Genomic DNA, 22,668 nt, shown 5'->3' with positions numbered 1-22,668 from the left:
CTCGCCAGCCGCTTGCCCGCTGACGCCTCGCCCCCCTCATCCGACCCCGCTTCGCGGGGCCACCTTCTCCCACGAGGGGAGAAGGAACGCGCGGTCTCTGGGGGTAGACGATGAAGAGCGGCGCCCTCGAAGCGGTCAACGACTTCGTCGTGAAGTTCGCGAACGTCAACGGATCCGGCTCGGCCAGCGCCAACGGCATGTTCGCCAAGTCGATCCTGCGGATGGGCGTGCCGGTGGCGGCGCGCAACATCTTCCCGTCCAACATCCAGGGCCTGCCGACCTGGTTCGAGGTGCGGATCACGGAGGCGGGCCACCTGGGGCGGCGCGGCGGGGTCGACCTGATGGTCGCCATGAACCCGCAGACCTGGGACCGCGACGTCGCCGAGATCGAGCCGGGCGGCTATCTCTTCTACGACTCCACCAAGCCGCTGCCCCCCTCGAAATTCCGCAGCGACATCACTGTGGTGGGCGTGCCGCTGACGGCGATGTGCAACGTCGCCTACCAGATCCCGCGCGAGCGGCAGCTGTTCAAGAACATCATCTATGTCGGCGCCCTGGCGGCCCTGCTGGACATCGAGATCGCGGTGATCGAGCAGCTGCTGGCCGAGCAGTTCGCCGGCAAGGAGCGGCTGATCGCGGCCAATGTGGCGGCCCTGCACATGGGCAGGGACTATGTGGCGCAGAACCTTTCGCCCCTGCGACTGAGGGTGCGGCGCGCCGACAGGGTGGGCGAGCGGATCTTCGTCGAGGGCAATTCGGCCGCCGCCCTGGGCGCGGTCTATGGCGGGGCCAGCGTCTGCGCCTGGTATCCGATCACGCCGTCGACCTCGCTGGCCGAAGCCTTCACCGACTACTGCCACCAGCTGCGGATCGATCCGGAGACGGGAAAGGCGCGCTACGCCATCGTTCAGGCCGAGGACGAGATCGCCTCGATCGGCGTGGTGGTGGGCGCCGGCTGGAACGGGGCGCGGGCCTTCACCGCCACCTCCGGGCCGGGCGTCTCGCTGATGACCGAGTTCATCGGCCTCTCCTACTTCGCCGAGATCCCGGCGGTGATATTCGACGTGCAGCGCGGCGGCCCCTCGACCGGCATGCCGACCCGCACCCAGCAGGCCGACCTGCTGGCCGCCGCCTATGCCGGACACGGCGACACCAAGCATCCGCTGCTGTTGCCGGCCGATCCGGGCGAGTGCTTCGAGATGGGCGCGGCCGCCTTCGACCTGGCCGACCGGCTGCAGACCACGGTCTTCGTCATGCTCGACCTCGACATCGGCATGAACGAGTGGCTGACCGCGCCCTTCGAGTGGGACGACGCGCGCCAGCTCGACCGCGGCAAGGTGATGACCTACGAGGACCTGGAGGCCGGCCGCGACTTCGGCCGCTACCTCGAGGTCGACGGCGACGGCATTCCCTATCGCACCTATCCGGGCACGCACCCGACCAAGGGCGGCTATTTCACCCGCGGCACCTCGCGCAATCCCTATGCCCGCTACAGCGAGGAAGGCAGCGTCTATGTCGGCAACATGGAGCGGCTGCTGCGCAAGTTCGACACCGCGCGCCAGCTGGTCCCAGGCCCGATCACCCGCAGCGCCGCGCGGCCGACACGCGAGGGAGTGATCTATTTCGGCTCCTCCACCCCCGCCGTGCATGAGGCGCTGGAGACGCTGGAGGCGCGCGGCCTGCACCTGGACGCGCTGCGCGTGCGCGGCTTCCCCTTCGCCCAGGAAATCTACGACTTCGTGGAGGCGCACGACCGGGTGTTCGTGATCGAGCAGAACCGAGACGGCCAGCTGCGCACGCTGCTGATCAACGAGGGCGAGATCGACCCGTCGCGGCTGACCGCGGTGCTGCATTATGACGGCACGCCGATCACCGCCCGCTTCATCGCCGGCGCCGTGCAGGACCTGATGGCCGGCCGCCTGCCGGAGGCAGCCGAATGACCTACATCACCAAGCCGCAACTGCATCACCCGCAGCTGAAGCCCAACGCCCTGGGCTACACCCGCCGCGACTATGAGGGCTCGGTCTCGACACTCTGCGCCGGCTGCGGGCACGACTCGATCTCCGCCTCGATCATCCAGGCCTGCTACGAGCTGGACCTGCCGCCGCACCGGATCGCCAAGCTGTCGGGGATCGGCTGCTCATCGAAGACGCCGGACTATTTCCTCGGCAACTCCCACGGCTTCAACACCGTGCACGGGCGCATGCCTTCTGTGCTGACCGGCGCGAACCTGGCCAACCGCGACCTGATCTATCTGGGCGTCTCAGGCGACGGCGACAGCGCCTCCATCGGGCTCGGACAGTTCGCCCACTCGATCCGCCGCGGCGTGAACATGCTCTACATCGTCGAGAACAATGGCGTGTACGGCCTGACCAAGGGTCAGTTCTCGGCCACCTCGGACAAGGGCTCGAAGTCGAAGAAGGGCGTGATCAACCACGACGCCGGCATCGACCTTGTCAGCCTGGCCCTGCAGATGGGCGCGACCTTCGTGGCCCGTTCGTTCTCGGGCGACAAGGCCCAGCTCGTTCCGCTGATCAAGGCCGCCCTGTCGCACAAGGGTCCGGCGTTCATCGACTGCATCAGCCCGTGCGTGCAGTTCAACAACCACGCCGGTTCGACCAAGTCCTACGACTATGTGCGCGAGCACAACGAGGCGGTGAACCGGATGGACCTGATCCCGGCGCGCGAGACGATCACCGTCGACTACGCGCCCGGCGAGACCGTGCCGGTGGCCCAGCACGACGGTTCGATCCTGCACCTGCACAAGCTGGCCGAGCACTACGATCCGTCGGACCGGGTCGGGGCTTTGGCCTATCTGCAGGCGCGCCAGGCGCTGGGAGAGATCGTCACCGGCCTACTGTTCCTCGACCCCGAGGCTCGGGATCTGCACGAGAACCTCGGCACGGTGGACACGCCGCTCAACGCGCTCAGCGACGGGGAGCTGACGCCCGGTTCGGCCGCCCTGGCGAAGATCAACGCGGCTCTGCGCTAGCGCTCCGGTCGGGCGCGCGCACCGAGCCTGGCGCGCGCCCTCCGGGTCGGGACGGCCGTCGCCGTCCTCCCACTGCGCCGGAGCCGGGCTCACCGCGCAAATCGGTCGATCGCTCTCCCCTGCTCTCGACCCGCAGGCTCAATTCGGCCACGCCGCGAGCGGCGCGTCTGTCGGACGCCCGACGAAACTCAATCCAGATTGAGCCGATATCCGACTCCGGGCTCGGCGATCAGGTAGCGCGGACTGCTGGGGTTCGGCTCGATCTTCCGACGGGCCTGCCAAGTGAGGACGCGCAGGTGCATGACGTCGGCCTCGCTGCCACGGCCCCAGATGGTCTCGATGATCTCGTCGTGGCCCACCACCGCCCCCTCGGCGGCCGCCAGCAGCTGCAGCAGCTGAGCCTCCTTGCCCGAGAGCCGGATGATCTCGCCGTCGACGATGGCCTGCCGGCGCTTGAAGTCGATCTCGAGCCGCCCCGACCGGGTCGCCGCCGAGCCGGTGCTCTGTCCGACCCGCAGTGCTACGCGAATGCGGGCCAGGAGCTCGCCCATGTCGAAGGGCTTGGCGACATAGTCGTTCGCGCCGTGGTCGAGCGCGGTGATCTTCTCCTTCTCTGAGCTGCGCGCCGACACGACGATGATCGGCGCGTTGGAAAACGCGCGGGTGGTTTCGATGACCTCCTGGCCGTCGATGTCGGGCAGACCGAGGTCCAGCAACACCACGTCGAACGGCTCGGTGCGCAGGCTGGAGATCGCTTCGCGCCCGGTGCGAGCGGCGCTGACCTCGTAACCGGCATAGACCAGGGACGAACGCAGCATGCGCACCAGCTGCTCCTCGTCCTCTACGATCAGGATCTTGGCGTCGGCGCTCATGCGGCCTCCGCGAGCGGCAAGGCGATGGAGACGACGAGGCCCTGGGCGCCGTCGTCGCGATTATGCGCCTCGACCTCGCCGCCCTGCATCTCGACGAGGCTGCGGGTGATGTAGAGCCCGAGCCCGAGGCCGGGCGCCACCGCCCCCCGCCCCCGGACGAAGCGTTCGAAGATTCGGGCTTCAGCGGCCGGCGGGACGCCGCACCCCTGATCGGTCACATCGAATACCAACTTGTCCCCTACACGCCGGCTGCGGATGTCGACCACCGATCCTTCGGCGCTGAACTTGATCGCGTTTTCGAGCACGTTGCCGAATACCTGACTTAGCAGGTCCGGATCCGCGCGCACGCTGTCATCGTCGACCTTCACATGCAGGAAGCGGCGAGCGCCCCCGGCCTCGCCGAACGACTCCCAAACGTCGTAGAGCAGCGGCTCGACCACGACTTCCTGGAGCTTCATCTCTATTGCGCCGGATTCCAGGCGGGCGACGCTGAGGAAGTTCTCGACGTAGCGATGCAGGCGGTTGGCCTGCTCCTTGATGATCAGCAGCAGGTCGCGCCGCGCAGCGCGGTCGTGCGGCTCAGGCAGGCTCAGAACGCTGGTCACCGAACCGATGATGCCTGCAAGCGGCGTGCGGAAGTGATGCGACACGGCGTCCAGCAGGATGGTGCGCAGCTGCTCGGTGCGGGCGATGAACTCCATCTCCGCCTTCTCGACGCCGAGACGCGTGCGCGCCACTCCCGAGGCGGCCAGATCGACGATCGAGGCCATCAGCTCGTCCTGCCCGTCCCCCTCCAGCAGGCTGTCGCGAGGCGCCCAGTAGACGACGCCGAACGGGCGCCCGTCGCTGGTCACCTGGCGGGTGCGCCATGCGCCGCGACCAGGCGACAGGCGCTCATGCAGGGTGGCTCCGGTCTCATCCACCAGGCGCACAGAGGCGCCGGGCGAAAGGGTCACCATGGTCTCCAGCAGGGCGGTCCAGACCGTGGCTTCATCGGACGCGGAAGAGAACTGGCGGGTGGCGGCGGTCATGGCTCGCAGGATCGCCCGCTCCCGCGAGACTTGGTCGGACACCCGGCCGATGCCCCAGCCGAGGCCGACGATTATGGCGAAGTCGATCAGCTCGGAAAGCCAGCCGCCGTGGTGTGGGCCGACCAGGATGTTGAGCGCGATGGTCGCGACCACCCCGCTGACCGCCCCGACCCGGGCGCCGTGCAGGACGCCCAGAGCCGCGACGACCGCGGCGAAGGCGAGCGCGGGCGAGCCGCCGTCGAGGCCCGGCCGGATGACCAGGGCGGCGAGCACGGCGACGCCCAGCAGGGCGACGGTGGCGACAAGCCGACGGGTATCGGTGTTCAGTCCGCGTCCGCCGGCGATGACCGGGGCGGGCTCGACGGGCGTGGCCTGCGGCGGTTCGGGTGAGCGCTCGCGCTCTTGCGGCGGCGCGCGGCGGGAAAGATCCGACAACACGCCGGCCACGCAGGAGCCGGCGATCAGGGCTGCAAGCAGCAAGACATCGACCGGCGACTGGAGCTGATGTTCCAGGGCCGCGGCTCCGATCAGCATGTTGAATGCGACCGCGCCCAGCGCCGCCGACAACAAGCCGGGGATCACGCCCCACAGGGCGGCGGTCACGAAGACGGCGGCCAGCAGCACGCCGGCGACGCGCTCGACGCCGAGATCGTGGAACATCCATGCCGCCAGCCCGGCGGCCGCAGCGGTGATCGCCACGGTCCAGGCCAGCGGCGCGACCAGCCGTATCCAACGCGCCATGGGACTAGACGAGCGCATGGGGCAGGAACCCCTCGATGGTTAGCGCCGTGGCCAGCGCTCCGATGGCGATCGCCAGGCCGTAGGGAATGCCCCGGCTGGTGTTCTCCGCCCGCCCACGGGCGGTCAGACCGCGCATCACACGGCGCGGACGGGCGACCAGGAAGCCGACGGCGATGATCCCGCCGGCCAGGGCCGTCAGAGCCGCGAGCTGCCACAGATGCCCAAGCCCGACGAACAGAGCGGCGGCGGCGAGCAGCTTGACGTCGCCCGCCCCGACCATGCCGAAATGATAGAGCCCGTAGGCCGACACCAGGGCGAGGAGACCTGCGGCGAGGCCGCTGAGCCATGGCACGGCCGACACTCCGGCGACCCAGGCGACCGCACTGGTGAGGATCAGGCCCCCGACGGACCAGTTCGGAATCTTGCGCCGCACGACGTCGACGCCCGCCGCCGCCGCCAGCAGCAGGACGAACAGGGCCACGACGACCCAATGGGCGACATCGGTCATTGCGAAGCCTTGGCGACCGGCGCAGGCGATTGCAGCGCCTTGACCAACTGGAGGTTCTCCATGGCCCGCCCGGAGGTGTCGCCCCGCGCGTCGATGGACTCCCGCAGCAGGCGCTCGGCCTCGGGGAGATCGCTGCGCATCAGGGCGACGAAGACGGCGTTGTTGTAGACCTCGGCCTTCTGCTGGTTGGAGACCACGGTCGTGGCGCGATCGTAATCGCCCTGCATGGCGAGCAGCAGCCGCAGGTTGGCCCGCGCGGTCGCCAGTTGCGGATCCTTGTCGAGCGCCGCGACGATGTCGCGCGAGGCCTCGGCGTAGCGTCCCTGGAGCATTCGGGAATAGCCGCGGTTGTTCAGCACCGGCGCGGCGTCGCCGCTGGCGGCGGCGGCCTTCGCGTAGGCGGCTTCGGCCTCGGGCCACGCGCGGCGGCGGTCGTGCTCGACCCCGAGCCCGTTCCAAGCGCGCCATTGGGCCGGATCGGCCGCCACGGCCTGGTTCAGCACGGCGACGGCCTCGGCGGAACGGCCGAGATTGGACAGCGCCAACCCCCTGCCCTGCAGGGCGGCGGGGCGCAGGGCCGGCGTGCCCTCGGCCTCGGTGAAGGCGCGCACGGCCTCCTCGTACCGGCCGCGCTTCAGGTGCAACTCACCGGCCCGCAGGCTGAGCCGCGGATCGCTGACGCCGGCGGCGATGGCCTGGTCGAGCATCCGCCCGGCGTCGAGGGTGCGATCCTCGGCGAGCGCCCGGTCCAGGGCGGCGACGGCGTAGTCGGCGCGGGCGGTGTCGGCGACCGCCGCCTTCTTGGGCCAGAGGTCGAGGGCGAAGGATGGGCCGGCCGCGGCGAAGACGCACAGGGCCATGGCCGCGCACGCCCCACGCGCGACGACCATCTGCTTCGACGACATCAGGAATGCTCCTTTGCGAACGTCTTCAGGCGGCTCGGCGCATCCTGGCCGACCACCAGTTCGAGACCGGCGCACCTGGCGCCGCAGTCGCTGAGCGCGACCTTGAAGGGCAGAGTCCGCGCCAGGGCCTGGGCCAGGGCGCGATGCTCGCTGGGAAAGCGGATTTCGGACGGGCCGGGCGCAGCGGCGCGGCCGGCGCCGTCTGCGACGCTCCAGCCGGCGGACGCGAGATAAGCGCGCACGGGCTCGGGGCCGTTCTCGCGGCCGCTGGCGTCGACCAGCATGACCGGGCTGCCCAGCCGCATCACCGCGACATCGGGCGGCGCGGCGGCCAGGACGATAGCGCCCTCGGCGGTGCGGACAGGCTCCCGCTGCGCCGGCGCGGCGGCGGCGAGCGTCACCGGCGGAGGAGCCTGGGCCGGCATGGCGTCGGGCGGCGCGGCGCGGGCGGCCTCGATGGCCGCGAACCTGGCGCCGAGCTGTCCCGAATAGCGCATGTTGGCCAGCACCACCGGCGAGCCCGGCTCCTGCGCCAGAGCCATCTCGTAATAGCGCTTGCTGAGGTCGAGCCGGCCGATCTTGTCGTAGATCACGCCCATGGCGTTGAGCACGCGGGCGTCGTCCGGCGCCCCGTCCCGGGCGAGCTGCAGCAGATCGAGCGCGTCGGCATAGTCGCGCAGCTCGATCTTGAAACGGGCCTGACTGTAGAGCCGGTCGATCAGGCTCGGCGGGCGGGCCATCTCCTGGGCCTGGGCGTTGGCGGCGACGGCGCGGACCTCGAGCTTGGCCGGATGCTCAACATGGAACAGCCGGGCCAGATGGCCGCCGAGCGTGCTGCAACCGGCCAGCGGGAGCAGGAGCGGAACCAGTAGAAGACGAGCGCGCATGGCCTCACCCCCCCGTACCGCTCAGGGCCGGCAAGCCATGGCGGACCATATCGATGATGCCCGGCAGAAGCAGGGCCGTGACGATGACCGGCAAGATGCAGGCCACCAGCGGAACGGTCATGAGCACGGGGATCCGCATGGCCTTCTCCTCGGCCTTCATGAAGCGGTCCTCGCGCATCTCCTGGGAGTAGGTCCGCAGCGTCTGGCCGATGCTGGTGCCGAGCTTATCGGTCTGGATCAGCAAGGCCGCGAACGAGCGCACGGCCGGGACATCGGTGCGGCCCGCGAAGCCGCGCAGGGCCTCTGCGCGAGTTCGGCCGGCGCGCATCTCCTGCGACAACAAGGCGAACTCGTGGGCGATCCGCGGATGGGACTCACGCACCTCCTCGCTGACCCGCACGAAGGCCGCTTCCAGCCCGAGTCCCGCTTCGACACAGACGACCATGAGGTCGAGGGCGTCGGGGAACTCGCGTTCGAGCTGCTTGCGCCGGTTCTCGGCCAGCCGATCGACCACCGCGCGCGGGGCGATGAAGCCCACGGCGCAAGCCGCCAGAGCGAAGGCTGCAAGGGCCGTCGAGTTCAGCGGCTTTTCGCTGGAGGCCTGGGTGAACAGGAACACCATGGGCAGGCCGATGGCCGCGCCGAAGCGCGCGATGACGAACCAGATCGGCGCGGCCGGATGCTCGAAGCCGGCCTGGAACAGCAGCTTGGAAATGCGGTCGCGGTCGGCCGCGTCCTTCAACGACGTCGCCGACTGGACCCAAGCCAGGATGGGGTTCTTCACGGCCTGCGGCTTGATGATGTTCGAGGCCTCGAAGACCGGGCTTGCGGCTTCTCCGCTGGCGTGCAGACGGCGTTGGACGCGCAGGTAGGCCTCGCCGCGGCGCGCCGCCGCCAGCACGCCCACCACGACGCCGACAAAGACCAGGCCAAGCACTGCAAGTTCGACGACACCTGGCATTTCAAACCCCCTCAGTACTTGAAGTTGACGATCCGGTGCATGGCGTACTGGCCGATGCAGTAGAGGACGACGACCAAGCCGACGATCGGGAAGAACAGCGGGTCCGCGAACTTGGTCGTGTAGAATTTCGGCTGGGTCAGGAACATGAACCCGATCAGGAAGACCGGCAGAACGCTGAGCAGCAGGGCTGACATGCGTCCCTCGCTGCCCAGGGAGCGAATACGCTTCCCGAGCGACGCGCGGCTGCGGATCACGGTGGCCAGGTTGCTGAGGATTTCAGCGAGGTTGCCGCCGGTGCTCGACTGGATAGCCATGCTGACGGCGAAGAAGTGCGCGTCTTCCGAGCCGGTGCGGCGCGCGAAATTGGCCAGGGCTTCGCGGAATTCGTAGCCGTAGGTCGTCTCATCGACGATCAGGCCGAACTCGGTGCCGATGGGGTCGCCCATTTCCTCGACCACGAGCTGCACGGCGGTGACCACCGGGTGCCCGGCTCGCAGGCCGCGAATGATGATGTCGAGCGCCAGCGGCAGTTGGGCTTCGATCTGCTTCAGCCGCTTGGCTTGGCGGTTGCTGACCCAGACCCACAACCCCATGAAGCCAAGCAGGACAGCGCCGACGAAGCTGAGGACCGCATCCTCGCCGCCGACGGTCGCCCCCAGGGAGCGCCGCACCAGAACCGAGAGCAGCCCCACCGCCAGAGAGGCCCCGAGCGTGTAGCCCACGAGCATCGGCAGCGGCGTGCGGATGTCGGCCTGTTGCAGGCGGCGCGAGAGGTTTTCAAAGATTGACAGCAGGAACGGCGAGTTGAGCGCCGGCGTCGCCGGCCGGCGGACCAGCGCCTCGTACACCTCCTTCTGCTCCATGCCCGAGTTCAGCATGGTCAGACGGCGGTTGATCCGCTGATGACGCTCACGCGCGCCGAGGAAGGCGCCGGCGACGCCCTGCAGCAGGGCGGCGGCGGCGACGAAGGCCAGGACGAGCGCGACAGGCAGGATCAGCTGTTGCATGACGTCACGCCGACCGGCGCCCAGGGGCGAAGATTTCCAGCGGCAGTTCGAGCCCGCGCGCCGTCAGGTGTTCGATGAAGCGCGGCCGCACGCCGGTCGACTCGTAGTCGCCGAGCACCTCCCCCTGCGGCCCGCGGCCGCGACGGCGGAAACGGAAGATTTCCTGCATGGAGATCACGTCCTCTTCCATGCCGACGATCTCCTGGATGGACACGACCCGGCGACGACCGTCCTCGCCACGTTCGACCTGAACGACGACATGGATCGCCGAGGCGATCTGGCCGCGGATCGAACGGGTGGAGATCTCCAGGCCGGCCATACCGATCATCTGCTCGAGGCGGGACAGCGAGTCGCGTGGGGAGTTAGCGTGAACCGTGGTCATCGACCCGTCGTGCCCGGTGTTCATCGCCTGCAGCATGTCGAAGGCCTCGCCGGCCCGGACTTCGCCGACGATGATCCGATCCGGGCGCATCCGCAGGGCGTTCTTGACCAGTTCGCGCTGGGTGACTTCGCCCTTGCCCTCAATGTTGGCGGGACGGGTTTCCAGGCGTCCGACGTGCGGTTGCTGCAACTGCAGCTCGGCCGAATCCTCGATGGTGACGATCCGCTCCAGTGGATCGATGAACGACGACAGCGCATTCAGCATGGTCGTCTTGCCGGACCCGGTGCCGCCAGAGATGAGCACGTTGCGCCGCCCGACGACCACGCCCTGGAGCACCGCGGCCATTTCGCCGGTGATGCTGCCGTAGTCGATCAGCTTGGCCATGTTGATAGGCGTCTTGGCGAACTTGCGGATCGAGACCAGAGGGCCGTCGACCGCCAGCGGCGGAATGATGGCGTTGACGCGCGAGCCGTCGGCGAGGCGCGCATCGACCATGGGCTGGGACTCATCGACCCGCCGGCCGACCGCCGCGACGATCTTGTTGAGGATGCGCAGCAGGTGGCGCGTGTCCTCGAAGCGGACGTCAGAGCGTTCCAGCCGGCCGCGCCGCTCGACATAGACCGTCTCGTGCGTGTTGATCAGGATATCGGTGATCGTCTCGTCCTTGAGCAGCGGCTCGAGCGGGCCGAGGCCCAGCAGTTCGTCCAGGAGCTCGTCGACCAGGTGGTCGAGCTGGGCCGGGGTCAGCAGACGCTTTTCCTCGGCGATAAAGCCAACCACGGTCTTGCGGATCTCCATGCGCAGGGTGTCGCGCGGCGTCTGCTCCATGGCCGAAAGGTTCAGCACGTCGAGCAGCCGCTGGTGCAGGCGCACCCGCAGGGCCAGGCTGTCGTCCACCGCCGAGCGGGCCAGCCCCGGATCGTTGGCGGCCATCTTTTCCTCGTTCCAGAACGCCATGGTCAGCGACCTCCCGCCTGAGTGGCGACGCGGGCGGGCGAGAGGCTCGCGGCCAGTTGTTCCAGCGCCTTGCCGAGCTTGGTTCCCCGGCGCAGGGCGTTCAGGGCCACCCCCTGGTTGATGGCCTCGTTCATCAGCCGGCCGTCGTCGGGCACCAGCACGTCGAAGGGCCGGCCGACCGCCGCCTCGACCGAGCGGCGGCTGACGCCGGCGGGCGTATCGCCGCCGAAGCGGTTGCAGACGAGCGTCAGCGGCACGTCGTCCAACCGCTGGGTCGCCAGCAGCGAAAGCTGGCGCTTGGTCAGGTGCGCGTGCGGCACCGACAGCTGGCTGACCAGCAGAATCCGGTCCGACAGGCGCAGGACACGGTTGGTCCAGGCCGTCCAGGCGCTGGGCAGGTCCAGCAGCACCACCTCGAAGTCGCGCCGCAGGGCGCTGACCAGATCGTCGATCAGCTTGGGGGTCAGCGCCTCCAGAGGCATGAATTCAGGCGGTGCGGCGAGCACCTTCGCCCCGCTGGCATGGGACGCCAGGTTGCTGGAAAAGCCGACCTCGGCCGGGCTGGCGCCGGAGGCCAGCACCTCGCCCATGGTCACGCTGTTGCGCAGATCGAGGTACATGGCGGCCAGGCCGAACTGGATATCGAGATCGACCAGGCAGACCTTGACGCCGCCCTGCGCCAGCAGGGCCGCAAGCTGGGTTCCGAGCGCGGTGGCCCCTACCCCGCCGCCGCTCTTCAGGATCGAGACGATCTCCCCGTTGGCGCCGCCCCGGCGGCCGCGATGGGCCAGGTTGGCCAGGGCGCGTTCCAGCGACACCGCCAGGGCCGCCTCGTTGACCGGCGCCACCAGCACGTCCCCGACGCCGTCCTGCATCAGTCGCCGGGTGACCTCGATCCCGGCGTTGAACACCACGGCGATGACCGCGTCCGGCCTGCCGCTTTCGCGCAGGTTGACGCAGAAGCGGTCGACCTCGGCGGGCGAGCTCGCATCGAGCGCGCCGATGACCAGTTCGACCTGCTTCAGCGCGTCGCCGAACCATGACTCGTGCAAGGGCCGGAAGCGGACGTGACGGAACTGCTCCTGGAGGCGGCCCACCGCCTCGGTCTTGCCCAGCGCCCGCACGTCATACGCAAGGGCGATCGAGGCCGCCGGCGGCTCCGGCGAGGTCATGTCGCGCACGCTGATGAGGTTCCTAAATGGTTGCACTGGTCGCTCCGAGGCTTTCGGCCGTCAGCGTGGTCGCGACGGACGGGATTGGCAGTGACCCCACGCCAAAGATCTGCAGTGAGACGGGTTGGAAGGTGAGACCGGTCAGGCGGACCGTGACGAGCGGCTCGACGTCCGAGCCGATGAAGCCGGAGGTGCCCAGGCCCCGGTGGCGGTATTCGATCACAACGTTGGCCGGCTGCAGGCGGCCGTAGTAGCGTCGCATCTCGGTCAGGACCGCGGTGAAATTGGCGGGCACGAACGTCCCGCCGTTGGTGCAGGACGTGGAGTCGCAGACGAACGGACCGGTGCCCGCGGTGCCTTCCGGCACCGGCTGGCCGCCGGGAATGCCGATGGCGATGGCGTCGAAGTCGGCCAGTTGGGCCACCACGGGCGAGGACACGATCGCCGTCCGCGCGCCGTGCCGGGCCGCAGCCTTCGCCGAATTGATCTCGAAGGCCAGGCGCGCCATGTCGATGATGCCCAGCATGCAGCCGACGAAGATCATGGCGACCAGGCCGAACTCGGCGGCGGTGGAGGCGCGTTCGTCGCGGATGAGGCCGAGCGGGCGCATGGCTATTCCGTCCAGGTCTCGGAATGGCTGACGCTCATCCCGTTCACGTCCAGCGCTGGCAGCAGACTGCCGAACACGGTCTGGAAAGGCGCGTTAACCGTCACCGTCAGGGTCGGGACGCCAGTGGCGTCCTCGTAGATTCCCGCATAGGGCCGCGGACTTCCGGCGTTGGAGACGCAGGCGTAGGTGACGGCGATGTTCGCGGTCGTCATGCCCTTGATCAGCGGGTCGGCGCCGACGTTGGCGTCGCCCGTCGCGGCCAGGGTCTTCACCCGCGTCTCGTCGGTTCCGTTGACGAAGCCGGCGCAGGTCATGGGCAGGCGGGCGCCGAAGCGCGCCGCGTCGCGCGCGGCGGCGGAGGCGATGTTGAAGGTGTAGAACATCCGCCCGGTCTCGAAGAAGCCGAACAGCAGCACGCTCATCAGCGGCAGGATCAGCGCGAACTCCACCGCCGCGGCGCCGCCGCGGTCGCAGACCAGGCCCAAGGGATGGTGAGACCTATTCATAGAGCCGCACCGAGTACTTGCGGGTCTCCTTGCCCACGGCCGAGACGTCGGTGGTGGCGCCGATGGCCTCGCCGTAGATCGTCTGGCTCACCGCCGGCGCGATCAGGAAAAGATCGAGATAGGCGATGACGTGCACGGTCGAGCGGCCGCGGACATTGTCGGCGCGGCAGTTGACGATCACCGCCGAGATGGTCCGCCGGTCGGGCGCGGGAGGATTGGCGTTGGTGGTGTTGCAGGTCGGCCGGGCATAGTCGCGCGAGCCGGAGCTCAGGGCCTGGCCCTGGCTGAAGGCGTTCGGCGCCATCGGCGTCGAGGGTCGGCCGTTGCCGCCCGCGGCGTTCAGCATCGCCAGTTCCCAGTTGTAGACCTGGAAGCGGGTCGGCGTGGTCGCACCCGCGACGGGGGCCGGGCCGTAGGCGGACCAGCCGGCCCCGGCGAAGGCCGCATTGCTGGGCGTCGCCGGCGTGTAGGTCGCCGGGTTGATGCCGTTGTGATTGGTGTTGAAGTACTGGGCGGCGTTCCACACGCCGCTGCCGACAGTGCTGGTCTGCCCGCAATCGCGCGGCAGTCCCGTGCCGCCTGCGATCGCCGCCCCACTCGCACAGTTGTTGCTCGGCGCGTTGACTGTGGGCGTGCAGGCCGGGTTTCCGGAATTGGTCTGAGTGCCGATGATGGTGTTCAGCGCGGGCGCGTAGAGCGGGTCGTTCTTTCTGCCCCCGGCGCCCGCCCGATAGATGTCGAACCGCGTGTTGAACCAGTCGTCGGCGTTGGCGATGTTGCCGGGTTCGGTTTCGGCGACGTTGCCGAAGCATTCGGCCAGGGGCGGGTTGCGGCCCATCGCCTCCTGGATGGCGCTTGCGCCGTTGCCGACCCGCAGGAAGCCGAAGTTGCCCGGCCCCCAGGCTGCGTTGCCGCCGGGCGGCGGGGTCAGCATGAAGACCTTGCCGATATACTGGTCGCCGTCGAACGAAAGGCTGGCCGTCTCGTTCGGATTGCAGATCATCAACGGCGGGACCTTGCAGATCCCCGAGCCGTAGCCGGCGACGGCGTGGGCCACGACCTGCGCGCCCGTCACCTGGGCCCAGGCGCCGAAGATGAAGCCGAGGTCGCGCGGCGTGACGTCCACCTGGACGAACCGAGCATCGGCGTCGCCGGTAGCGGCCGTGTGGGGCGAGATGCTGGACAGGAAGGTGATCGAGGCGCCGCCGGCTGCGACGTTCGCCTCGGCCGCATCGGCCAGCCGCTGGGAGTTGGCCACCAGCCCGCCCTGGGCGGCGGTCAGCGCACGGGCCTGCGCGCCGCTGGCGCCGTCGAGCTGGGTCGCGCCGGCGAGCGCGGCCGCGTCCGCCGCCGCATCGAGTTCGCCGCGCAGGGCGTAGCCGCGGCTGATGTCCCAGGCGACGCCGCCCGAAGCGACCAGGGCGACCAGGGCCAAGGCGAAGAGTGGAGCGGTGGCTCCGCTTTCGTTCCCCCAGAATGATCGGCGGCCGGACATCTCACACCTCAGTTGCGTCCGGCGGCGGGCGGACCGGAGGAAGCCGGGCCGGTCGACATGGCGCCCGTGCCTTGCGAGGAGGGCTGCAGGACCTGGTCCTTGACGTACCGCTGCTGAGCAAGCGCGGCGCGGGCGCCGCTGTTGGCCGGCAGGGTCTTACGGGCGTAGGCCGCGTCGGGATCGGCCACCTGGGCGGCGAAGTCCTGGCGCAAGGCCTGGCCGAAGTCAGGCTGCATGTGGCCCTGGGCCTGGACGCAGCCAGCCAGCGGCAGAAGCGTCGAGGCCGCGGCGAGCAGTGAGATCGCGGTCTTAGTGCAGGACATGGCCGTACTCCCCTTCCAGGCCGCCCTTGCTGGGGTCGACCGACATCAGCGCCCGTTCCTCGGGCGTGCGGGCCTTGGCGGCGGCGCGCTGCGCCCCGAAGACGAAGAGCTCGAAATCCGAGGGCGGCACGAAACGGTCCGCCGGCGTCGCGGCGCGGCCGCGGATCGGCGTGGCCAGGTGCGGAGTCACCACCAGCACCAGCTCGGTCTCGTTCTTCTGGTAGCCCGTCGAGCGGAACAGCGTACCGATCACCGGCAGGTCGCCCAGGAAGGGGTACTGCCGCACGTCGTTGCGGTAATCGTCCTTGAGCAGGCCGGCGATGGTGAAGGACTCGCCGTCGCGCAGTTCGACCGTGGTCTTGGCGCGGCGCACCTTGATGCCGGGGATGGTCAGGCCGCTGGTGACGACCGAGGCGCTGGGATCGATCGAGGACACCTCGGGCGCGACGAGCAGGTTGATGACGCCGTCGTCCATCACCGTCGGAGTGAAGGCCAGCGAGATCCCGAACTGCTTGAACTCGACGGTGATGGTGGTCACGCCGTTGTTCTGGTTCTGAGCCACCGGGATCGGGAATTCACCGCCGGCCAGGAAGTTGGCGGTGTCCCCCGACATGGCGACCAGGGTCGGCTCGGCGAGGGTCTTGACCAGCCCCTTGGTCTCGAGCGCGTCGAACATGATGTCGAGATTGACGTCGCCGGACCTGATCAGGGTCTGGAAGATGCCGAAGCGGTCCAGGGCCCCGGAGCCGACGATGGTGTCGCCGGTGGTGATATAGGGCTCGTGTGGGATCACCGGGAACGGTTGACCGGGGCGACCGGCCGAGGGCGAAGCGGTGTTGACCCGCAGTTGCTTGGCGACCGAACGCTCCATCTCAACGAAGCGCACCGACAGCATCACCTGCTGGACGCCCTGCACCGACATCATGTTGACGACCTTGCCGGGCGCGTAGCTCTCGGCCAGGGCGACGATCTGCTGGGCGCGCGGGGCGCTGCTGACCGAGCCGGACAGGACGATGGATTCGTTGGCGGCGCTGACCGACACCCCGCTTTCGTTGGGCATCAGCTCGTAGAGCCGGGTCTTCATGCCGTTGACGTCGGCCGAGACCACGACGTTGACCGAGGAGATCAGGGTCTTGCCCGGTCCGTAGACGCTGAGCACCGTCGAGCCGAGCTTCTTGCCCACGACATAGACCGAGCGGGACGACAGCGGCAGGACGTCGGCGATCTCGGGATTGGCGATCATCAGCTCGCTGTAGGCGCCGGGCGTCTGCAGCACTTCCGACTTGCCGGTCGGCACCACCACCTCGTAGCGGCGGTCCTGGGCCAGGGCCGGCGCCGTCAGGCCGGTGAAGGCCATCAGCGCCGCCGCAGCGGCGGCGAGCCCTCTCCTGACGGGTTTCTTGAACTGGGTCATCTTTGCTTCCCCAATGTCCTTGCCTGGCCGCCTGCGTCGGGCGGCAGGAATTGTTCAGCGCAGCAGGGTGTAGGACGTGGCCTCCACGCCGCGGGTGACGACCACGCGCGGGCCGGTCGGCGCGGCGGGCCGATACGATGTCGCCTCGGCCTTCCGCGTCACCACCGGCCGGGAGACGGGCGCGCCGGTCCGGTAGCCGCCGAGATCGGCGACGGTGGTCATGCGGCGTCCGACCGGCTCGGAGTCCCCCACCTGGCGCAGCGCCAGGGAGACGGTGCCGGCCGCCTGGGCCAGGGCGATGGTCTGGGCCTGATCGGGCGTGACTTCCAAGGTGATGGCCTTGGCGACCACCGGCTTGCCGGCGGCGTCGTCATCGACCTGGTCGACAGCCAGAACCTTGAGGTTGTCGGCGACGACCTGGGCCAGCAGGGCGCTGTTCTCGCTGCCGGCCGCAGCGTCCCGGGTCAACAGCACGTCCACGCGATCGCCCGGAAGGACGAAACCCGCGACGCCCGCCACGTCGTTCGACCTGAACGTCACGGCCCGCATGCCCGCGGTCATGGCGGCGGAAAGGTTCACCTTGCCGCCCGGCGTCGTGATCTTGGTGCTCAAGATCGGCTCGTTCGCCGCGATCGGGCGCAGCACCAGGCGCTGGCCGCCGACCGTGGCCTGTTCGACCGAGCTGAGCGCGCCGGCCGGGACGGACCCCTGCGGGAACCGCACGACCTTGAGCAGGCTGGGCTCGAGCGCCATGCCGCGTGCGATCGGCTGGGCCGCCACCACCACGGGGGTCGTGCCCTCGATCGCCGCCGTCTGACGGTCGGCGACCCTTTGCCGTCCGAGCCAGAATTGCGTGAGCAGTACAGCGACCAGCCCGAAGAGCAGCGCAAAGGCAATGGTCGCAATATTACGAATATTCATCGCCACACCCATTCACTTCAAAAAATGGGACAGGCGCGACCCTGAACTGTGGCCGCCCCCACATTGGCCTGAAATGGCGCGACGGCGGACCGCCGCGCCAAGATCAGGTCAAAGAAACCGCCAACTACGGAGCAGGCGTAGCGGCGGTGTTGATGGTGCTCGCCGCAGTCGACATCGCATTCGAGATGGCGCCTTGCAGAGCTTGCGCCGCAAGAACAATGCCGACCCCGACGATCGCCAGGATCAGCGCGTATTCGGCCGCCGAGGCGCCGGACTCATCTTTGAGAAACTGAACAAACTTGGTCATGGAACACCCTTCCCAAATTGCAGTGACCCTCACCGCGATAGGCGGCTTGGAAAGGGCCCGAGCGCTTGCGCCCCGACACCTTGACCGCAACCTTAAGCGCCGCATTAAGATTTTGTAAATTCGTCGACGAAAGATTAACCATGATTTCTATCAGTTCGGGCAAGTTGTGTATTCCGAATGCCGCAGTTCACATCGCCAATACGTCAGATGTTTATCAATCGTAGCGACATATGAAGCGCACGAATCAAGAAGATTTTTGAAACGATAACCTGCAATTAACAAACCATTAAGGAGATTTCTTCGATACACTCGGAATAGATTTCAGTTAATCGACTTCATGCATTATTTCAAAATAGACAAACTATCCACAGGCCTGCGAGCCGCTGGATTGATCATTAAGGGGCATTAAGGATGGGTAGACTGCCCCTTGCGAATCACTTTCAGGCAGCACCCGTGCCACTAGAATCGCGAAATCGCTACCAGGGCGTGCATCGCGACCATCGCGGAAAGTCAGTCGTGGCAAAGATGCAACACGTCCGGCGCATAAAGAAAACCTCAGCGACTACAGAAGATCGCGCATTTCGCTGAGAAATCGCCCATCAGGCGAGCGCCGACAACTGCGGCTCGCACGCGTCGCCCCTAGCGAACCCGAAGCTAGACTCTATTACCGGTCGAGCACCCCGGCCCCGCTCGCAACGGTGAGCCGGCGCCGCGCGGCCGTGGGCTGGGCAAGCCGGCCGCTGAGCATCCAGACCGCCAAGGTCATGACCAGAGCCACATAGCCGTCGACAGCGTAGTGATAACCCAGGTGGACCGAGCCGATCATGATCACGGCGAGGAACAGCCAACCGGCCCACTGCCAGCGCGGCCATAAGCGCCGCACCCCCAGGGCGACGAGCATGGCGATGGAGACGTGCATGCTGGGCATGGCGGAAATGCCGAACCCGAGACCACCCGTCCCATGCTGCGTGTCATAGAGCAGCATGTCCTGAACCTTCAGCGCCGGCATTGGATAGCGCTCTGCGACCCGATGCAGATAGGCCATTAGGTCGACGTAACGGGGATCGCCCAGCATGGGCAGCGCGAAGCACGGCCCGACCGACGCCATCAAGGTGGCGGCCAGATTGCCGATCAGCCCCCAGCAAAGCACGAAGGCTGCTAGGAACTGTTTGCGGAGCACCGAGCGCGGCTCCATCGCGCAGGCGACCGCCAACGCGATGTTGAAGAGCAGCATCCACAAATGATAGACGAGGTTGATCGCCGAGGAGATCGGCGGCGCGCCGACCAGCGGCTGGATGATCCGCCAGACATCGTCGCCGTGGACGGCGACGTCCCAGGCCGCGAAGGTCGCATCCCACGTATAGGGGTGCATGGACGGGATCGCCGACTTCAACGCCCCGAAGCTCGAGCCGAAGAGGCTCAGGGCCAGCAGCGCGGGCGCCGTAACGGCGAGTCGCTCGCCCAGCCTCCAGCCCCTCGCCTCGCGTAGCAGGTCCTGGACGGGGTTGGCGGGCCGCTTGGCCAACCGCATCAACAGGAAGACGCTGGCGATGAGCGTATAGCTGGCGGCGAAGAAACCCAGCTGCCAATTCAGGCTGAGATCGACCTTGAAGCCGTATATCCTCGCCAGCAGCAAAGCCGCGGCGGCATGAAGCGCCACGAGCAAGAACAGCAGCCAGTTGGCGCGAAGCGACGTCTTGGCGACGTCTCGAATACGGGAAAAATCCATCCGGTCAGTCCCCCTCGACCGACACGATAGACCTAGGCTTGGGACGCGCCAGACTTTACGGCGTCAGGTTGAATCCCAACTTGTCGGCCAACTGAGCCGCGAACCAGGGTGCGAGGATCAACGCCTCCACCACGGCCAGGGCGTAGAGGAAAGCCAGGACACGCCGCCCTTCCCGCCAATTATAGTAGACCCCGGCGAGGAAGGGACCGGTGATCGGGCCGGCGATCAGGAAGGGTGCGACGCGGACCAGGGCCTTCTTCATGGGCGCGCGCCTCCTGGACGCCGGGCCGGCGCCTGAATGCGCCTGCGGCTAAGATTAACCTTCGGACGACTATTGCAAGAGCCCGTTCAGGAGGGAGCTGGCGTACTGCCCCAGCAGGCTCGGCAGTTCAGGCGCGCGATGCGCCAGTTCGCGAAGAAGGCGCCCGAGGTGCTCCTGCTGCTCGATACTGGCCGACATCGCACCCCACGCCCAGAAGGCGGCGAACAGGCTCATCAGCAGTACGCGTGAACGGCTGGTCATGGCGACCACTCCGCCAGATAGCGACGATCTGAATGGTTAACCCAAACTGAGCCGTTCTGGTTCCGCGCGATGCTTGCGCACGAAGGCGCCGCGCCAAGCCGGACGCGCCCCCACGCTGCGAGCGGCGAGCAGGAAGACCCCAGCGCTGGACGCCGCCATCAGGGCAAGCGCCGCCGCGACGCGAAGGGCGCCGAGCTCGGCCGGGTCCTGCATCAGCAGCACGAACGGCGTCAGCGGTGGGACCCACAGCAGCCAGCCGAACTGGCCAGGCCCGGAAATCATTCCGATGGCGGCGAAGAACGCGAGCAACAGCAGGCCGAAGACCGGTCGCGAGGCGTTCTGGGCGGCGGGCATGTCCTTGGACAGCGCGCTGAGGCCCAGGATCGCGCCCCCGTACATCGCAAAGGCCAGCGCGTAGGTCGTGGCGGCCAGAACCATGCGCGCAGGATCCCCCAGCGCGGCGGCAAGGATAGGGCCGGCGCCCCGCCCGCTCATCGCGCCGCTGGCGGCGGCCACGACGGCGCCGATCGCCATCCAGCCGGCGACCACGACCACCGACAGCGCGGCGACGCCCGCCAGCTTGCCGGCCAGAATCTCCAGCGGACGCGCCGATGTCAGCAGGATCTCCAGCGCCCGATTGGCGCGCTCGCGAACGATCGCCTGCAACAGCATGCCCAGCGCGCCCACCAGATTCATCCAGAGCAGCACCACCAGGGCGAAGCGGCCTGCGCCGGCCTGGAGGTGGTCGGCCGCCCCGGCCCGCGGCGGCGGCGCCTGGCGCAAGGTCACGGTCCCCTTACCCTCTCCGGCAAGGTCGCGGCGCAACAGCGCCCAGGCGAGGCGCGAGAGCGGCGCGCCCTGGCTGTCGACCACGACCGCGCCATTTCGCCCAGCGGCGACGGCCAGCCGCGTCTGCGCCTCCCCCGGAGCGACGATCCGCAGGGGACGGCCATCAAGCTGCGCAGCCTCGGCCAGGCTTTCGCCAGCGATGCGGCGCAGTTGCGGGTCGGGCGCGGAGATGGCGACCAGCCGCTCGGCGGGCCGCACAGACATCATCGGACCGACCATCAGCCCGGCCAGGATCATCAGCACCGGACCGGCGACCAAGGCCAGCCAGAAGCTGAGCGTACCCGCATAGGCCTTGATCTCACGCCAGGCGATGAGCGCGGCGCGGTCCATCAGGCGACCTTCCGCTCGCTGAACGCCCAGAGCGCGCCCTCCAGACCCGGCTCGATCGGCTCGAAGCCGTGGACCTCGAGTTCGCGCTCGGCCAGGGCGCGCATCAGAGAAACATAGGGAACATGCGCCGGCAGCAGCACGCGCCAGCGCAGCGCGCTGCCGATCTTGCTGGGGAATGGATTAGCCTCGCCTCCCATGGCCGCGACCACGTCCAGCAGCGCTGCGTCGTCCTCCAGGGTGACATAGGCGCCGTTGGGCGCGTGGGCGGCCGCATCGCGAACCGCGCCTTCGAACACGGTGCGTCCGTGCGAGAGCACCACGACCCGATCGCAGAGCCGCTCGGCCAGGGCCAGCGAGTGCGTAGAAAACAGCACCGCCCCGCCAGCCGCCCGATGCTCCAGCAGCAACGACTGGAGCTCGGCCTGACCCAGGGGATCGAGGCCGCTGAACGGCTCGTCGAGGATCAGCAGTTCTGGCGAATGGGCGATGGCGCAGAGGAACTGGACGCGCTGCGCGTTGCCCTTGGAAAGTTGCCCGACGCGTGCACGCAGGTGCTCGCCCAGGCCGATGCGCGAGAGCAGTTCCTGCGCCCTCGCCATGGCCGCCCTGCGCTCCATGCCCTTCAGCCGGGCATAGAAGGCGACAACCTCGGCGGCGCGCTCGCGTGGAGCCAGGCCACGCTCCTCCGGCAGGAAGCCCACGCGGCGGCGGGCTTGGAAGTCGGCTGGCGCGCCGAACAGCTCGATGCGCCCTGCATCGGGCTCAAGCAGGCCAACGATAGCGTTGAGGGTCGTGCTCTTGCCCGCTCCATTGACGCCGATGAATCCGGTGATCGACCCGCGCGCGACGGTGAAGGAGACGTCGCGCACCCCGCGGCCGCCGCCATGGTCCTTGACCAGGCCTTGGACGGCTAGAACGGGCGGTGTGCTCGCGTGTTCGGGGAACATGATGCGAGCGTGGGTACCTGAGGTTTACGAACCGCTAACACAGGTAAATGGTCGCACCCGCCAGCGCGTCGCTTCAGGATTGTAAAAAACTCGTTGTCGCAATGACTTGGAAAAGGTTAACTGGATCCTTAATGGACATTGGTTAAACAAAGAAGAGAATGGAACCGCCAGATGTCTGGCGCTCCACCGGCATGGCCATACCTGCGAAGAGGCCGCCGTCGGTGGCGGTGGACGCACCTCCGCTTAGTCGGAGCAAAAGACAACTGGCGCGGCCGGAACCTACCCTGGCCTGAGCAGAA

Annotated in this window: 23 protein-coding genes; 2 read left to right on the top strand and 21 right to left on the bottom strand. The window is 68.2% G+C overall.

Annotation, left to right across the window (positions count from 1 at the left end; genetic code table 11):
• Positions 1–110: 110 nt before the first annotated feature.
• Both ACE3T2_RS02770 and ACE3T2_RS02765 read left to right on the top strand, forming a co-directional pair.
• Positions 111–1,940: a 2-oxoacid:acceptor oxidoreductase subunit alpha gene (locus tag ACE3T2_RS02770; RefSeq protein ID WP_374654458.1), complete on the top strand. Its 1,830-nt coding sequence runs from the start codon at positions 111–113 to the stop codon at positions 1,938–1,940.
• Positions 1,937–2,992: a 2-oxoacid:ferredoxin oxidoreductase subunit beta gene (locus ACE3T2_RS02765; protein WP_374654456.1), complete on the top strand. Its 1,056-nt coding sequence runs from the start codon at positions 1,937–1,939 to the stop codon at positions 2,990–2,992. Before ACE3T2_RS02770 ends, ACE3T2_RS02765 begins: the two co-directional genes overlap by 4 nt.
• A gap of 188 nt (positions 2,993–3,180) precedes the next feature.
• Here ACE3T2_RS02765 and ACE3T2_RS02760 read toward each other — a convergent pair whose 3' ends face one another.
• From ACE3T2_RS02760 to ACE3T2_RS02660, 21 genes are all read right to left on the bottom strand, one after another.
• Positions 3,181–3,864, bottom strand: coding sequence for a response regulator transcription factor (locus ACE3T2_RS02760; RefSeq protein ID WP_374654454.1), 684 nt, complete (start codon positions 3,862–3,864; stop codon positions 3,181–3,183).
• Entirely contained in the window at positions 3,861–5,636 is a 1,776-nt protein-coding gene (locus tag ACE3T2_RS02755; RefSeq protein WP_374654452.1) for an ATP-binding protein, read from the bottom strand. The genes ACE3T2_RS02760 and ACE3T2_RS02755 overlap by 4 nt, the downstream gene beginning before the upstream one ends.
• A 4-nt stretch (positions 5,637–5,640) precedes the next feature.
• Positions 5,641–6,144 (bottom strand): prepilin peptidase, encoded by a 504-nt coding sequence (locus ACE3T2_RS02750; RefSeq protein WP_374654450.1) that lies wholly within the window; start codon positions 6,142–6,144, stop codon positions 5,641–5,643.
• A complete protein-coding gene (locus ACE3T2_RS02745; protein WP_374654448.1) occupies positions 6,141–7,049 on the bottom strand; it encodes a tetratricopeptide repeat protein in 909 nt (302 codons plus the stop codon). The genes ACE3T2_RS02750 and ACE3T2_RS02745 overlap by 4 nt, the downstream gene beginning before the upstream one ends.
• Positions 7,049–7,936, bottom strand: a complete 888-nt coding sequence (locus ACE3T2_RS02740) for a LytR C-terminal domain-containing protein (protein WP_374654446.1) — start codon at positions 7,934–7,936, stop codon at positions 7,049–7,051. Before ACE3T2_RS02740 ends, ACE3T2_RS02745 begins: the two co-directional genes overlap by 1 nt.
• Positions 7,937–7,940: 4 nt before the next feature.
• The gene (locus ACE3T2_RS02735; RefSeq protein WP_374654444.1) at positions 7,941–8,897 is read right to left on the bottom strand and encodes a type II secretion system F family protein; all 957 of its coding nucleotides are present in this window, start codon (positions 8,895–8,897) and stop codon (positions 7,941–7,943) included.
• Positions 8,898–8,908: 11 nt separating this feature from the next.
• On the bottom strand, positions 8,909–9,904 hold the full coding sequence (locus ACE3T2_RS02730) for a type II secretion system F family protein (protein WP_374654442.1): 996 nt from the start codon (positions 9,902–9,904) through the stop codon (positions 8,909–8,911).
• Between the two features lie 4 nt (positions 9,905–9,908).
• Positions 9,909–11,243, bottom strand: a complete 1,335-nt coding sequence (locus ACE3T2_RS02725; RefSeq protein ID WP_374654440.1) for a CpaF family protein — start codon at positions 11,241–11,243, stop codon at positions 9,909–9,911.
• A 2-nt stretch (positions 11,244–11,245) separates the two neighbouring features.
• A complete protein-coding gene (locus tag ACE3T2_RS02720; protein WP_374654438.1) occupies positions 11,246–12,451 on the bottom strand; it encodes a CpaE family protein in 1,206 nt (401 codons plus the stop codon).
• Entirely contained in the window at positions 12,438–13,025 is a 588-nt protein-coding gene (locus tag ACE3T2_RS02715; protein WP_374654436.1) for a TadE/TadG family type IV pilus assembly protein, read from the bottom strand. Before ACE3T2_RS02715 ends, ACE3T2_RS02720 begins: the two co-directional genes overlap by 14 nt.
• Positions 13,026–13,027: 2 nt before the next feature.
• Complete coding sequence (locus ACE3T2_RS02710; protein WP_374654434.1) at positions 13,028–13,531, bottom strand: TadE family protein; 504 nt, start codon at positions 13,529–13,531, stop codon at positions 13,028–13,030.
• Entirely contained in the window at positions 13,524–15,026 is a 1,503-nt protein-coding gene (locus tag ACE3T2_RS02705; RefSeq protein ID WP_374654432.1) for a pilus assembly protein TadG-related protein, read from the bottom strand. Before ACE3T2_RS02705 ends, ACE3T2_RS02710 begins: the two co-directional genes overlap by 8 nt.
• Positions 15,027–15,034: 8 nt before the next feature.
• Entirely contained in the window at positions 15,035–15,349 is a 315-nt protein-coding gene (locus ACE3T2_RS02700) for a hypothetical protein (protein WP_374654430.1), read from the bottom strand.
• Positions 15,336–16,763, bottom strand: a complete 1,428-nt coding sequence (locus ACE3T2_RS02695; RefSeq protein ID WP_374654428.1) for a type II and III secretion system protein family protein — start codon at positions 16,761–16,763, stop codon at positions 15,336–15,338. Before ACE3T2_RS02695 ends, ACE3T2_RS02700 begins: the two co-directional genes overlap by 14 nt.
• A gap of 54 nt (positions 16,764–16,817) precedes the next feature.
• Positions 16,818–17,684: a Flp pilus assembly protein CpaB gene (gene cpaB, locus ACE3T2_RS02690; protein WP_374654426.1), complete on the bottom strand. Its 867-nt coding sequence runs from the start codon at positions 17,682–17,684 to the stop codon at positions 16,818–16,820.
• A 124-nt stretch (positions 17,685–17,808) separates the two neighbouring features.
• Positions 17,809–17,991 (bottom strand): Flp family type IVb pilin, encoded by a 183-nt coding sequence (locus ACE3T2_RS02685; protein WP_374654424.1) that lies wholly within the window; start codon positions 17,989–17,991, stop codon positions 17,809–17,811.
• Between the two features lie 664 nt (positions 17,992–18,655).
• On the bottom strand, positions 18,656–19,720 hold the full coding sequence (locus ACE3T2_RS02680) for a phosphatase PAP2 family protein (protein WP_374654422.1): 1,065 nt from the start codon (positions 19,718–19,720) through the stop codon (positions 18,656–18,658).
• A gap of 55 nt (positions 19,721–19,775) precedes the next feature.
• On the bottom strand, positions 19,776–19,982 hold the full coding sequence (locus tag ACE3T2_RS02675; protein ID WP_374654420.1) for a hypothetical protein: 207 nt from the start codon (positions 19,980–19,982) through the stop codon (positions 19,776–19,778).
• A gap of 69 nt (positions 19,983–20,051) precedes the next feature.
• Entirely contained in the window at positions 20,052–20,243 is a 192-nt protein-coding gene (locus ACE3T2_RS02670) for a hypothetical protein (protein WP_374654418.1), read from the bottom strand.
• A 36-nt stretch (positions 20,244–20,279) separates the two neighbouring features.
• The gene (locus tag ACE3T2_RS02665) at positions 20,280–21,422 is read right to left on the bottom strand and encodes an ABC transporter permease (RefSeq protein WP_374654416.1); all 1,143 of its coding nucleotides are present in this window, start codon (positions 21,420–21,422) and stop codon (positions 20,280–20,282) included.
• Positions 21,422–22,369 carry an ABC transporter ATP-binding protein gene (locus ACE3T2_RS02660; RefSeq protein ID WP_374654414.1) on the bottom strand — a complete coding sequence of 316 codons (948 nt, stop codon included), beginning with the start codon at positions 22,367–22,369 and terminating at the stop codon, positions 21,422–21,424. The genes ACE3T2_RS02665 and ACE3T2_RS02660 overlap by 1 nt, the downstream gene beginning before the upstream one ends.
• Positions 22,370–22,668 lie beyond the last annotated feature (299 nt).

The organism is Phenylobacterium sp. (assembly GCF_041919955.1).
Taxonomy (GTDB): domain Bacteria; phylum Pseudomonadota; class Alphaproteobacteria; order Caulobacterales; family Caulobacteraceae; genus Phenylobacterium.
The sequence above is the reverse complement of the archived record's forward strand: the minus strand, read 5'-3'. Positions and strand labels throughout refer to the sequence as shown.

What these genes read in the sequence shown, in the direction of transcription:
- ACE3T2_RS02770 (WP_374654458.1), top strand. Translation starts at nt 111, where the DNA reads ATGAAGAGCGGCGCCCTCGAAGCGGTCAACGACTTCGTCGTGAAGTTC.
- ACE3T2_RS02765 (WP_374654456.1), top strand. Translation starts at nt 1,937, where the DNA reads ATGACCTACATCACCAAGCCGCAACTGCATCACCCGCAGCTGAAGCCC.
- ACE3T2_RS02760 (WP_374654454.1), bottom strand. Translation starts at nt 3,864, where the DNA reads ATGAGCGCCGACGCCAAGATCCTGATCGTAGAGGACGAGGAGCAGCTG.
- ACE3T2_RS02755 (WP_374654452.1), bottom strand. Translation starts at nt 5,636, where the DNA reads ATGGCGCGTTGGATACGGCTGGTCGCGCCGCTGGCCTGGACCGTGGCG.
- ACE3T2_RS02750 (WP_374654450.1), bottom strand. Translation starts at nt 6,144, where the DNA reads ATGACCGATGTCGCCCATTGGGTCGTCGTGGCCCTGTTCGTCCTGCTG.
- ACE3T2_RS02745 (WP_374654448.1), bottom strand. Translation starts at nt 7,049, where the DNA reads ATGTCGTCGAAGCAGATGGTCGTCGCGCGTGGGGCGTGCGCGGCCATG.
- ACE3T2_RS02740 (WP_374654446.1), bottom strand. Translation starts at nt 7,936, where the DNA reads ATGCGCGCTCGTCTTCTACTGGTTCCGCTCCTGCTCCCGCTGGCCGGT.
- ACE3T2_RS02735 (WP_374654444.1), bottom strand. Translation starts at nt 8,897, where the DNA reads ATGCCAGGTGTCGTCGAACTTGCAGTGCTTGGCCTGGTCTTTGTCGGC.
- ACE3T2_RS02730 (WP_374654442.1), bottom strand. Translation starts at nt 9,904, where the DNA reads ATGCAACAGCTGATCCTGCCTGTCGCGCTCGTCCTGGCCTTCGTCGCC.
- ACE3T2_RS02725 (WP_374654440.1), bottom strand. Translation starts at nt 11,243, where the DNA reads ATGGCGTTCTGGAACGAGGAAAAGATGGCCGCCAACGATCCGGGGCTG.
- ACE3T2_RS02715 (WP_374654436.1), bottom strand. Translation starts at nt 13,025, where the DNA reads ATGCGCCCGCTCGGCCTCATCCGCGACGAACGCGCCTCCACCGCCGCC.
- ACE3T2_RS02710 (WP_374654434.1), bottom strand. Translation starts at nt 13,531, where the DNA reads ATGAATAGGTCTCACCATCCCTTGGGCCTGGTCTGCGACCGCGGCGGC.
- ACE3T2_RS02705 (WP_374654432.1), bottom strand. Translation starts at nt 15,026, where the DNA reads ATGTCCGGCCGCCGATCATTCTGGGGGAACGAAAGCGGAGCCACCGCT.
- ACE3T2_RS02700 (WP_374654430.1), bottom strand. Translation starts at nt 15,349, where the DNA reads ATGTCCTGCACTAAGACCGCGATCTCACTGCTCGCCGCGGCCTCGACG.
- ACE3T2_RS02695 (WP_374654428.1), bottom strand. Translation starts at nt 16,763, where the DNA reads ATGACCCAGTTCAAGAAACCCGTCAGGAGAGGGCTCGCCGCCGCTGCG.
- cpaB (WP_374654426.1), bottom strand. Translation starts at nt 17,684, where the DNA reads ATGAATATTCGTAATATTGCGACCATTGCCTTTGCGCTGCTCTTCGGG.
- ACE3T2_RS02685 (WP_374654424.1), bottom strand. Translation starts at nt 17,991, where the DNA reads ATGACCAAGTTTGTTCAGTTTCTCAAAGATGAGTCCGGCGCCTCGGCG.
- ACE3T2_RS02680 (WP_374654422.1), bottom strand. Translation starts at nt 19,720, where the DNA reads ATGGATTTTTCCCGTATTCGAGACGTCGCCAAGACGTCGCTTCGCGCC.
- ACE3T2_RS02675 (WP_374654420.1), bottom strand. Translation starts at nt 19,982, where the DNA reads ATGAAGAAGGCCCTGGTCCGCGTCGCACCCTTCCTGATCGCCGGCCCG.
- ACE3T2_RS02670 (WP_374654418.1), bottom strand. Translation starts at nt 20,243, where the DNA reads ATGACCAGCCGTTCACGCGTACTGCTGATGAGCCTGTTCGCCGCCTTC.
- ACE3T2_RS02665 (WP_374654416.1), bottom strand. Translation starts at nt 21,422, where the DNA reads ATGGACCGCGCCGCGCTCATCGCCTGGCGTGAGATCAAGGCCTATGCG.
- ACE3T2_RS02660 (WP_374654414.1), bottom strand. Translation starts at nt 22,369, where the DNA reads ATGTTCCCCGAACACGCGAGCACACCGCCCGTTCTAGCCGTCCAAGGC.